This window comes from Sphingomonas sp. Leaf23, from assembly GCF_001421585.1.
Taxonomy (GTDB): domain Bacteria; phylum Pseudomonadota; class Alphaproteobacteria; order Sphingomonadales; family Sphingomonadaceae; genus Sphingomonas.
On sequence record NZ_LMKR01000002.1, the window covers coordinates 564,817 to 577,350 of the forward strand.

Here is a 12,534-nt window from a genome sequence, read left to right on the forward strand (position 1 = left end):
ATGCCCGTCGCCGCCACCGCTCGCCGCCTTCGCGCCGTCCTCGCGCTCACCACCGCCTGTGGTGCGCTGTACCCGGCGGTCGCCACGGCCCAGAGCGTGGAGGTGCGGCTGCCGACCAAGGATGACGTGAAGGACATCCGGACGGACGGGTTCAAGCCCGATTTCCGCGGCAGTGGCGACAAGCTGCGCGTCGACCTGAACGCCCGCAACACCGTCATCGACTGGAACGGGTTCAACATCCCCGAGGGCAAGGAGATCGACTTCACCGACGCGCGGCTGCTGGGCGGGCTGCGCGGTGATATCGCCGTGCTGAACCGCGATGTGTCGACGAAGCCGTCGCAACTGCTGGGCAAGCTCAGCAGCGATCCCAATGTCGCGGTGTGGGTGCACAACGCCAACGGCATCCTGGTGGGATCGAAGGCGGCGTTCAACACCGGGTCGCTGGTGCTGACCACGCTCGACATCAAGCCCGAGGATTTCGTGGGCGCGGGCAACAGCTATCGGTTGCAGGGCAGCGCCAACAGCCAGGCGGCGATCACCGTGCAGCAGGGCGCGAAGCTGCGCGTCGATGGCAGCACGCGCGGGCTGGTGATGCTGGCGCCCAAGATCGACGCGCATGGCAATTTCGTGGCGGAGGGGCAGGATGTCGCCTTCGTCACTGCCAGCGACGTGACGCTCGACTATCGGTCGGGCAGCCCGTTGTCGGTGACGCTGAACCGGGGCAGCGCGGTCGCCGGGACCAGCCAGTATGTGCGCGGCACGGTGGCGGGCAACAATGCGATCTTTGCGCTGGCGTCGCAGGATACGCTGACCGATTCGTTGTTACAGGTATCGGCGGCGGTGACGACCGCCAGCACCGGATCGCGCGGGATCGTGCTGTCGGCGGGCAAGCCGGCGACGGCGGTCGGCGGCGTCACCGTCGCAGGCGATGCGGCAGCGACCGGCGGGGTCGCGCGGCTGCTGGTCGATGGCGCGCTCAATACCAACAATCGCGATGCGGATATCACGGCCGGCGCCAGCGGTGCTGTGACGTTCGGCGGGGCGGTGCAGACCCGCGACACGCTGACCATCGCATCGGGCGGTGCCCTGGCCGTGGCGGGCAATGTCACCGCCGGGGGCGATGTGCTGCTGTCCGGGCGCGGCGTGACGCTGGGCGCGACCGATCCGGTGACGCAGCGCGCCGGCGGGCAGTTCCGCGTTGCTTCGACCGATGGCGATATCGTCGGCATCGGCGCGGTGACGCTGCGGTCGGGCGATACCGGCGATGACGGGCTGCTGCTCGAAACGCTGGGGAGCAGTGCGGGCAACATCACGCTGGGCAACCGCAGCCGGTTGATCGCGGGCGACGATCGGCGCGGGGGACTTAAACTGACGCTGCGCGACGGTGCGAACACGATCGATATCGGTTCGGTCGACGCGCGGGCGCTGCGCGGTGCGGTCGGCAGCGGGGCGATCGGCCTTGGCGATGTGAACGTGCGTGAGGCGCTGTCGATCGGCGGGACGACGATCGTCACCGGCGACCTGGCATCCGACCGCGCGGTCGAGGTGCGCGGCAGCGGGGCGGTGACCACCGGCGGGATCGCCAGCGGCGCGGGCATCGCCGCCGTCGCGGGCGGCGCGCTGGGCGTCGGCGGCGATGTTGTCGCGACCGATGCGGTGAGCCTGCGCGGTGGGTCGGTGGCGCTGGGTGGTGCGACGCTGCGCAGCGGCGGCGCGATCGACGTCACCGCGCTGAACGGCGGCATCACCGGGTCGCGTGCGCTGGCGATCCAGTCGGGCAGCAGCCGGCGCAGCGACGTCATCAAGCTGCAGGCGGCGGGCGCGCAGGGCATCGTGCTGGCCGATGGCAGCGCGATTACCGGCGGGACCAACCGCGCACTGGCCGTGCGGGTGTTCACCGCCAGCGATGCGCCGGTGCAACTGGGCGATGTGACCGCGCGGTCGCTGGGCACGATCGCCGCGCTGGATGGCGATACGTCGACCGGCGGTGCGTTCCGTTCGGCCGGGTCGCTGCGCTTCGGGCGGCTCGATCTGGTCGACGGCTTCACCGCGGAGAGCACCGGCGGCGACCTGAGCGTCGGGCGGATTGCGGTGAGCGGCGCATTGCAGGGGATCGACCTGCGCGCTGCGGGCACGCTGTCGGTGCAGAGCGACATCGGCGCCAGCGGCGCGGTGACGCTGGCGAGCGGAACGGCGCTGACGCTGGGCGCGATCGAGAGCCGCGACCGGGCGGTCACGTTGACCAGCGGGGGGGTGCTCCGCGCCGGGCGCCTGACGGCGGCGACCGGGGTGACGGCCAGCGGGACCGGCGTGACGCTGGGCGATGTGCGCGGCGGCAGCGGGGCGGTATCGCTGACCGCGACGTCGGGTGACCTGTCGCTTGGCAGTGCGGCCGGACGGAGTGTCGCGCTGACGGCGGGTGGTGGGATCGGCGTCACGGGCGCGCTGACCAGCGATGCCGGGGCGATCGACGTGAACGCCACGCGGGCGATTACGGTCGGCGGTGCGGTGCGCAGCACCGGTGGCGGCGTGGGCATCGCATCGACGGGCGGGTCGGTGGCGGTGACCGGCGGGCTTGCGTCCGATGCGGCGGCAACCCTGTCGGGATCGGCGATCACGCTGGGCGGGACGCAGGCCGCGCGCGGGGCGTATCGCGCGACGGCGACAGCGGGCGGAATTACGCGGAGCGGCACCGGGCTGTCGATCCGGGCCGACAGCGACGGCAGCGGCGGCGAAGACGTGACGTTGCGCGCGACGGGCGGTGCGATCGACCTGACCGACAGCCGGATCGATGCCGGCGGCACGGTGCGGCTGACGACCGATGGGCAGGGCGTCACGGTCGGCGCGGTCCAGGCCGCCGGGCTGGCAGCGACCGGGGCGACCGCCACCGGTGCGGCGATCCGCACCGGCGACATACGGGTCGGCGGGCCGGTCACGCTGGGCGCAGCGGGCGATGTGACGACCGGCGCGATCACCACCGATGGCGCGGTGGCGTTGACCGGCAATGCGGTGCGGTTCGGCAATGTGCGTGCGGCGAGCCTGTCGGCGGTTGCCGCCGGCGGTGCGGTGAACGGCGGCACGATCGACACCAGCGGCGGCGTGCAGGTGCAGGCGGCCAGTGGTGCGCTCACGCTGGGCCGGGTCACGACCGCGCAGGGCGATGTCGCGTTGAACGCGCTGGGGCCGGTGTTCGTGCAGGGCGTGGCGTCGGGCGGCACGGCGTCGATCGTCGGGACCGGGGCCGGAGCCGATGTGTCGATCGCCGATGGCGTCGCGTCGAACGGCGCGGTGACGGTGCGGTCGGGACGCGATATCCGCACGCCGTTCGTCCGCAGCGCGACCGGTGCGTTGACGGTGGCGGCACCCAATGGCCGGGTCGCGGGCTTCGTCGCGGGCACCGGGACCAGCCTGTCGGCGGGGGCGGGACAGCCCTTTTCACTGACGGTCGGCACCGATGCGGTGCTGGGCGATGTGGTCGGCGGCAATATTTCGATCACCGCGACGGCGATCACCGCCAACCGGATCGACGGCGGCGCGCTGCCCGTCGCGCTAAAGGCGACGGTCGGCGACCTGATCGTGACCGGGCCGGTGACCGGAAGCACGCTGTCGCTGACGGCGGCGGGACGGGCGCTGCTCGGATCGGTCGATGGATCGGGCGCGGTGACGCTGGCAGGGGCGCAGGGCCTGTCGTTCGGCCGGGTATCGGGTGCCTCGATCAGCGCGACCGGCGGGGCGATCCGGGGGACCGCGCTCACTTCGGCCGGGGCGGTGACGCTGAGCGGTGCCGATGTGACGCTCGACCGGATCGATGCCGGGACGCTGACGGCGGACGCCACGGGCACGCTGGCGATCGGCACCGTCGCGGCGACGGGCGATGCGACGCTGAACGGAGCGGCCGGCAGGTTCGGCGACGTGACCGCCGGCGGTGCGCTCGGCATCACGACGACCGGCGGTATGCAGTTCGGCACGCTGTCGGGACGGACCGTCGTGGCGTCGGCGCAGGGCGGCGCGCTGAGCGGATCGGCGGTGGTGGCCGCGGGTAATGCAACGCTGACCGCGCAGTCGATCGACGTGGGATCGGTGGACAGTGGTGGGGCGCTGTCGGCGACGACCGGTGCGGCGCTGGCGATCGGTGCAGTTCGGACGACGGGCGATGCGGTGCTTGCCGCCGGGACGACGGGCACGTTGGGGACGGTCGAGGCGGGCGGGACGCTGAATGCCACATCGGCGGGCGCGCTGCGCTTCGAGCGGCTGGCAGGGCGCAGCATCACCGCGACCGCGCAGGGCGGGGCGCTTGTCGGCGCAGCGGTGGTCGGGACCGGCGATGTGACGCTTGGCGGGCAGTCGATCGACGTGACCTCGGCGGAATCCGGCGGCAATCTGGCCGCCACATCAGGTGGTGCGCTGACGATCGGCACGGCGAAGGCGACCGGCAATGCGACGCTTGCCGCTGGCACGATCGCGACGCTGGGAACGGTCACGGCGGGAGGCACGGTCGATGCCACGTCGGCAGGCGCGCTGCGCTTCGACCGGCTGGCAGGGCGGAATGTCATCGCGACCGCGCGGGGCGGGGCGCTTGCCGGCGCAGCGGCGGTCGGGACGGGCGATGTGACGCTTGGCGGGCAGTCGATCGACGTTACCTCGGCGGAATCCGGCGGTAATCTGGCCGCCACCTCGGGTGGTGCGCTGACGATCGGTACGGTGAAGGCGACCGGCAATGCGACGCTTGCCGCTGGCACGACCGGGACATTGGGAACGGTTACGGCGGGAGGCACGGTCGGTGTCACTTCCGCCGATGCGCTACGGTTCGAGCGGCTGGCGGGGCGCGCTGTCGCCGCGACGGCGCGGGCGGGGGCGCTGAGTGGGACGACAGTGGCGGCGACCGGCGATGCGGCATTGACCGGACAGTCGGTGGACGTCGCGACGGTCACCGGCGGCGGATCGCTGGTGGCGGATGCGACCGGTAGTGGGCTGCGGCTGGGCACGGTCGGCATGGGCGGCAACGTCACGGCGCGGGCGAGTGGTACGGCGACGCTGGCGGGTGCGGTGACGGCGGGTGGTGCCTATCGCGTCACCGCAGGGTCGATCGCGCTGGACGGCAATCAGCAGGCCGGTGGCGAGGTTCGGCTGGTCGCGACCAGCGGCGCGATCGGCGGGACGTCGGGGCTGACGCTGGCGAGCGGCACGGCCACCGGGACGGCGGGCGGTGCGGCACCGATGGTGCTCGACGCGACGGCGGGTATCGACCTGTCGAGTGCGGCACTGCGCGCCGGGGCCGGTTCCGCGCTGGCGGTGCGCGCCGGGCGGGGGCAGGCGATCCGGCTGGGATCGGTCGAGGCCGGATCGCTGGGCGGCTTCGACGGCAATGCGCCGGTCGACCGGTTGACGCATGATGCGAGCGTGACGACCGGCGACCTGAAGGTCGGGCGGGTCGCGGTGACGCTGACAGGTGGCGACCTGACGACCGGACAGGTGACGGCAAGCGGCCTGGTATCGCTGATCGCGACCGGCGGGTCGGTGCGCGCAGGCGACCTGACCGCGGGGACGCTGGAGGCACGCGCCGGATCGACGCTGGCGCTGGGCACGGCGACGGTCGGCGGGACCGCGACGCTGGAGGCGGGCGATATCAGCCTGCGGTCGCTGACGGCGCAGGCGCTGACGATCAAAACTGCCGGGACGCTGGGCGATACGGGCGGCGGGGCGACGGCGCTGCGCACGACCGGGGGCGACCTGTCGGTCGATGCAGGCACGGCGCGCCTGGCCAGCGTCGATTCGGCCGGATCGGCGACGTTGCGCGGTACCTCGATCGAGGTGCGCGACCGGCTGGCGGCGGCACGCGCGCTGCTGGTGGAGGCGCGATCGGCGCTGACGCTGCAGAATGCGGCGGCGGGCGGCGACCTGTCGCTCAGTGCGACCGGGGCGGTCAATGCGGGTGCGGTGACGGCGGGTGGCGCGCTGTCGGTCGACGGTGCGGGCGTCACGCTGGGCGCGGCGCGGGCCGGCGGGGCGTTGAAGGTCACCAGTGGTGCGGGGCTGTCGCTGGCATCGGGCAGTGGGAACGGGATCACGCTGGATGCGGCGGGGCTGGTGCGTGCCGGCGCGTTGAGCGGCGGGCCGTCGGTGTCGATCCGGGGTGCCGACGCCGAATTGTCGGGTGCCGTCCAGGGATCGAGCGTGCGCTTTGCCACGCGCGATCCGGCGACGACGGCGCTGCGTATCGGCGACGGCACGCGCAGCGACGGCTTCCGCTTGTCGGCGGCCGAGGTCGGACAGGTCGCAGCGGACACGGTGACGTTCGACAGTGGTGCCGGCGCGATGGAGGTCGGCACGATGGCGCTGACGCCGGGCATCGGCCGGTCGGTCGAGATGCTGTCGACCGGCGATATCCGCGTGACGGGGCAGGTGAGCGCCACCGGCAGCGGGCGGAGCATCCGTATCGGCGGCGACGGCACGACCGGCAATGCCGCGACGATCCACCTGATCGCGACCAGCGATGCGGGCGGGCGGTTGCTGCTGGGCGACAACGACCTCGACCTGCGGGGCAACCGGATCGCGGCAGGGCTGACGACCGGGTTCCTCGACACGTTGCAGCCGGGCGATGCCGGGCGGGCGCAGGCACAGGCGCTGATCGGCAACCCCAATTCGGCGCTCTACAACACGCAGCTGGGCGGCGGGTTCTTCGCGCCCGATGCGACGACGATGATCGCGGCGCGGTCGATGAGCGTCCGGTTCGGCGACTATGCGCTGTTCCAGAATACGGCAGTGCCCGGCCGGTCATCGGGCGTCACGGTCGGGTCGCTGGCGGCACCGGTCACCCCGGCGCTGCGCATCGCGACCTTCGGCACGCCATCGGCGGCGAGCTTCGCCTTTTTTGGAGAGATCAACGGGATCACCGGGGCGGGGGCGGCGCTGCTCGGCAATCCGGTGATCGATATCCAGCCCGCGCTGCTGCCCAACAGCCGGATCAACGGCTGTCTGGCCGGGTCGGGCGCGGGGTGCCTGACGACGATCGTCATCCAGCCGACGCTGCAGGTCTTCGACTGGGACAGCCAGGCGGTGTTCGGCATCCTGCAGGACGTGTCGCTACCCTTCACGCCGATTATCGGCGGCAATAACGAAGCGTTGCTGAGCGGGCTGCCCGCGCTGGCGCCCGAAACGCCCGCCGATGCCGCCGCCCCCGCCCCGACCGTCGCCGCCCCCATTGTCCCGGTGCAGGAGCCGAAGCCTTGATCCCCAGCCGTATCGTCCCGTTGCTGTCGGGCGTCGCCGCCGCCGTGCTGGCGGGGTGCACCGCCACGCCACCCGCGCGGCTCGACAGTTTCAACCTGGGGAGCAATGCGGCGGGCGAACGCTGTTCGGCGGCGCGCAATTGGGGCGATGCGGCGACGCCCGACCCGTTTTCGCGGGCCTATGCCATCACCTGTTCCAGCGTCGCGGCCAGCCGCCCGCTGGGCAGCATCCGGATCGTACCGGTCGAACCGGCGGCGGTCGCCGCGGTCGACGCGCAATTCGATTGTGCCGACCGGCGCGACGTGACGATCGCGGGAACGCCGGGGGGCGCCGCGCGCTGTTTCGACAGGCAGACCGGGCTGGAATCGATCCGGCTCGACCTGACGCGCGGACAGCGGCGCTATGTCGCGGCGGGTGCGCCGGCGATCTTGCCGCAGGTCGAGGAGGCGCTGACCATCGCCGCCGGCCTGCGCCGCCCGACGGTCGCCGCGACCTATGTCGCGACCGCCAGCGTCGATGCAGCGACCCTGCCGCTGCGCGCCGGCAGCCAAGGTGGCGACACGTTGCCGGTACCGGAAGCGACCGCCAGCGCCGCGCTGACGCAGGGGATCGCGCTCAACCACAAGGGGCTGCATGTCGAGGCATCGCGCGTGCTGAACGATGCGCTGACCCGGCTGACCCCCGATGCGCCGCCCGCGTTGAAGGCCGAATTGCTGCTGGAGGCCGGACTGGCCGATTCCAACATCCGCTTCCCCGATGCCGCCGCGCAGCATTTCGAGGATGCGCGCGCGATCTTCGTCGCGGTGCCGGCGACGCGGACGCCGTTCCTGCTGCGCAAGCTCGACACCTATCGCGCGCTGGACGCGATCAATCGGGGTGCGTTTATCGAGGCGCTGGCAACGCTCGACCGTACCGGCGGGATGCCGGGTGCGACCGACCGGCCGCTGCAGGATGCCGCGACGCTGGTCGCGCTGAACCAGCCGGCGGCGGGCGACCGGGGGATGCCCGCGCTCGCCGATACGGCGCAGTTGTCGCGGCTCGTGCTCGACGCGCAGGCGCATTATGCGCGCAGCATCGCCTTGCTGGGACGCGGCGACCGGGCCGGGGCCTTGACCGAGATCGATGCCGCCGCCGCGATCTATCGCCCGCTCACCAACGAACGGCTGGACCAGACGCAGCTCTATTGGCTGGGGGCGCGGATCGCGCGGCAACAGGGACGGTTACGCGCGCAGGCGGGCGATTATCGCGCGGCGCTGGACCATTATACCACCACCGTCGAACTGCTGCGGCGCGGGTCGATCGCCAATGCCGGGACCGGCAGTGAGCCGGCGATCGCCGAGGCGGGACTTGAGCGCGCGGCGGTCTATGCCCGCGCCGGTGCCTCGCGCAACGACGCGCGGGCGGCGTTTCGCGATGCGGTGGATGCGGTGATCGCATCGGGCGGCACGGCGCCCAGCGGCGCGATCGGCATGGAGGATTATCTCGACCTGCTGGTCGCCGAATCCGCCCGGCCGGCGGCCGACACCTACGACCTGTTCTTTCGCGCGGTGCAGGCGGCGGGCGAGCCGGCGGTCGCACGGCAGATCACCGAATTGCGCAACGTCGTCACCGCCGATCCGGCGGTGGGCGCGGCGGTGCGCGAACGCGCCGATCTGGAGCGCGAACTCACCCGGCTGCGCTATGCGCTGTCGAGCGGGGGTGAGGGAGCACCGGGCAGCTCGACCGCCGAACTGAACCGCGCGCGCGAGGCGGCGGAGAACCGGCTGCTCGCGGTCGACGCGCAACTGGCCGCCGATCCGCGGTACCGCACGCTGGACGAAAGCCCGGCGACGCTGGCCGAACTGCGCACGGCGTTGCAGCCGGGCGAGACGTTCCTGAAGCTCACCACGCTCAACCGCCGCATCTATGGCATGGTGGTGACCGCCGACCGGACGTATCTGTATCAGGTCGCGGAGAGCGATGCGGCGCGCGGCGCGGTGCTGCAACTGGCCGAACAGCTGCGCGCATCGATCGACGGCGACCTGGCGCTGGGCAAGCTGGTGCCGTTCGACGAGGTGCGGGCCTACACCCTGTACCGGCTGGTCAGCGGACCAGCGGCGCCGGTGTTGGCGGCGTCGCGGGCGATCGTGGTTGATCCGTCGGGGCCGCTGCAACGGCTGCCGGTGGGTGTGCTGGTCACGCGCTACACCCCCGATGCGCCGGAGGCACCCAAGCGCGATCCGTTCGATTTTTCGCGCACCGCGTTCCTGGCGGCGAACGCGTCAATTTCGACCGCGCTGTCGCCGCGATCGTTCCTGGTGTCGCGCGCCCTACCCGCATCGCGCGCGCAGCGGGCGTTTCTGGGCTTTGGCCAGAACCAGCCGGGATCGCCGGTGCCGCTGCCCAATGCGCCGGGCCAGATCCGGGTCGGGTTCGGGTGCATGGTCGCCGCCGACCGGCTGGGCACGATCGCCCGGTCGCTCAAACCGATCGACGGGCGCGAGCTGAACATCGCCGCTGGCGCGCTGGGCACGCGCGACGCGCAGTTCGTGACCGGTGCGGCGTTCAGCGACAGCGCGGTCGAGGGGCGCAGCGACCTCGACCAATATGAGGTCGTGCATTTCGCGACGCACGGTATCGAGGAAGGGCTGTGGGGCTGTTCCAAGTCGCCGCCCGCGCTGGTCACGTCGTTCGGGCAACCGGGGTCGGACGGGCTGCTCGATTTCTCGGAAATCGCCAAGCTGAAGTTCGATGCGAACCTGATCGTGTTGTCGGCATGCGATACGGCGGCGGGCGTGCGGGGCGAGGCGCTGCGCCGGGCGGTCGGGCAGGAGGAGCCGGGTTCGACGCTGGAAGGGCTGGTCCGCGCGTTCCTGACCGCCAATGCGCGGTCGGTGCTGGCGACCTATTGGCAGGTGTCGGCCGAGCGGGAGAGTACCGAGTTCATGCGCAGCTTCTATGGCGAGGCGCGCACCCACAGCATCGGCGAGGCGCTGCAACGCGCGCAGCGGACGCTGATCGCGCAGCCGCAATATTCGCACCCCTTCTATTGGGGGCCGTATTTCCTGGTCGGGGATAGCGCCAAGTCGATGCTGAGCGGCGGGGCAGGCGCGCGGGTCGCGGCGCGCTGATCGTGCGGGCGCGGGCGATCGCGCTGGCGCTGGCCGGGGTGCTGGCGACATGGGTGTGCCTGTGGGGCGTGGCGCCCTTTGCCGACCATCTGGTCCGGGGCGCTTCGCCGGTGGTGGCGGAGGCCGGATTCGGTGCGATCGTGTTCGGCGCCATCCTGTTGCTGGCATGGGGGCTGGGCAGGGTGGGCGGCGTCGCGTGGCGCTGGTCCGGGTTTGCGCAAGGGGCGGCGGTCGGGCTTTGCGCGCTGTTGCTGGCGATCGGCTATTGCGCGCTTGCCGGCACGCTGGGCCGGGGCGGCGGATCGTCGCTATCGCTTGCGCTGCCGTTCGGCCTGCTGGTCGTGCTGGTGCAGGTGGTGGCGGAAGAGGCGATGTTTCGCGGCGTCGTCCAGCCGCTGCTGGTGCGGGGCATCGGGGCGCGGGCGGGGGTGCCGCTGACCGCGCTAGCCTTTGCCGCGCTGCATGCCGTGCTGGGCGGCGCGGTACCGGTGATGCTGGTCAACATGCTGCTGGGCGGGGTGCTGTTCGGCCTGCTGGCGCTGCACCACGGGCTGGGCGCGGCGATCGGTGCGCATGTCGCGTGGAATGCAGTGGAACAGCTGGGCGTCGGGTTGGACCCCAATCCGGGCGTCGGGCCGTTCGGGGCGATCGTCGACCTCGACCTGTCGGGTGCCGCGCGGTGGGGCGGGTCGACCGCCGGGCTGAACGGCAGTTTCGCGATGGCCATCGCGCTGCTGGCGGCGATTTCGTTCGTGTGGTGGCGGCGGCCGGCGTGAGGCTACATCGCCTCCGCCCGCTTCGCGTCGATCGCGTCGCGCACCTTGCGGAATGCCGCCATGGCCGCTGTCGGAATGGCGCGGCCGCCCCCGGTTTCGATCGACATCGGGTCGACCGCCTGGCCATCGATATGGACTTCGTAATGCAGGTGCGGCCCGGTCGAGCGGCCGGTAGTGCCGACCTCTCCGATCTGCGTCCCCTGACCCACGCGACTGCCCGGCACGATCGCGGGGGCGATGCGGTTGAGGTGCAGGTAGAGCGTTTCCCAGCCATTGTCGTGGCGCAGCCGGACGAAATTGCCGTTCGGCCCCTTCATCGCGGCAAAGGTGACGGTGGCGTCGCCGGCGGCGAAGACTGGCGTACCGGTGGGCGCGGCGAAGTCGGTGCCGCGATGCATCTTGCGAAAACCCAGGATCGGGTGGCCGCGCATGCCGAAGCCCGAACTGATCCGCGCGGCATCGACCGGGGTCCGCATCAGCGACCGGCGGCTGCTGCGCCCGCTGCTGTCGAACCATTCCGCCTCCGCATCGCCCGGCAGGCGATATTGGTAGAGCGCGCGCGTCTTGGCGGCGGTGGCGAGCGAGGCGTAGACGAGGCGCGGCGTGCCGACGACATCGCCATCGGCGTTGATCCGCTCTTCGAAACCCGCCTCGAACACGTCGCCCGCCGAAATTTCGCGCTGGATGTCGAAATCATAGCGAAAGGCGTTGGCGAACGGGCCGACCAGCACGTCGCTGACGCCGGCGGCGACCGCCGAGCTATAGAAGCTGTTCCCGTCCAGCTCGCCCCGCACGAAGCGCAAACGTCGCGTCAGCCGGGCGGTCAGCGGCTTGGCGACCAGCGCGCCGTTGCCGCCGCGTTCGATCGCGACGCCGCCGCCATCGGCATGCGTCACGGTGGCGGCATGCAGCGTCGCACCGGCGAGCGTGACATCGAGGCGGAGGAGACCGGACGTATCGCCCAGCGCCTGCTGCGCCAGGTCGGCGGTACGATCGGCATCCGCCGGCGCGATGCCCAGCGACCGCAGCGTCGGGGCAATGGCGGTGGCGCTCGCAATATTCAGCACGCGCTGGTCATAGGAGACACCGACCGGGGCGGCAGGGGCCGGCGTCGGGGCGGCGGCAGGGTCGTTCGCCGGGCGGGCGGCATAGGCGAGGATCGCGCCGCCCAGCGTCACGGCGACCCCGGCGAGCAGCGGTATCGGGTTGCGCCGCGCGGCAGCGGGTGCCGCCTTCGCGATGGGCGGCATCGGCGCGGCGACCGGCCGGGGGCGGCTCCACGAGCGCGGGTCGTAGGACGGTTCGGGATCGTCGCGATGCTGCATGGCCTGCCCTTGGAACCAAAAACCGTGCCGGGCGTCCCTCCGGCAGCTATTGCTGTGGCGAAACGATCTGACAGTAACTTGGCTCCGGCGCGG

At 72.1% G+C, this 12,534-nt stretch carries 4 protein-coding genes; 3 read left to right on the forward strand and 1 reads right to left on the reverse strand.

Going from position 1 to position 12,534, the window contains the following annotated elements; genetic code table 11:
• The 3 genes from ASE67_RS06475 to ASE67_RS06485 are packed head-to-tail and all read left to right on the forward strand — an operon-like array spanning window position 1 to window position 11,116.
• The gene (locus ASE67_RS06475; protein ID WP_055758075.1) at window positions 1-7,230 is read left to right on the forward strand and encodes a filamentous hemagglutinin N-terminal domain-containing protein; all 7,230 of its coding nucleotides are present in this window, start codon (window positions 1-3) and stop codon (window positions 7,228-7,230) included.
• Window positions 7,227-10,340, forward strand: coding sequence for a CHAT domain-containing protein (locus ASE67_RS06480; RefSeq protein ID WP_055758077.1), 3,114 nt, complete (start codon window positions 7,227-7,229; stop codon window positions 10,338-10,340). Before ASE67_RS06475 ends, ASE67_RS06480 begins: the two co-directional genes overlap by 4 nt.
• A gap of 2 nt (window positions 10,341-10,342) precedes the next feature.
• A complete protein-coding gene (locus ASE67_RS06485) occupies window positions 10,343-11,116 on the forward strand; it encodes a CPBP family intramembrane glutamic endopeptidase (RefSeq protein WP_055758080.1) in 774 nt (257 codons plus the stop codon).
• A 2-nt stretch (window positions 11,117-11,118) separates the two neighbouring features.
• Here the strand turns inward: ASE67_RS06485 and ASE67_RS06490 are convergent, their stop codons facing one another.
• On the reverse strand, window positions 11,119-12,441 hold the full coding sequence (locus tag ASE67_RS06490) for a M23 family metallopeptidase (protein ID WP_055758083.1): 1,323 nt from the start codon (window positions 12,439-12,441) through the stop codon (window positions 11,119-11,121).
• Window positions 12,442-12,534 lie beyond the last annotated feature (93 nt).

What these genes read in the sequence shown, in the direction of transcription:
- ASE67_RS06490 (WP_055758083.1), bottom strand. Translation starts at nt 12,441, where the DNA reads ATGCAGCATCGCGACGATCCCGAACCGTCCTACGACCCGCGCTCGTGG.
- ASE67_RS06475 (WP_055758075.1), top strand. Translation starts at nt 1, where the DNA reads ATGCCCGTCGCCGCCACCGCTCGCCGCCTTCGCGCCGTCCTCGCGCTC.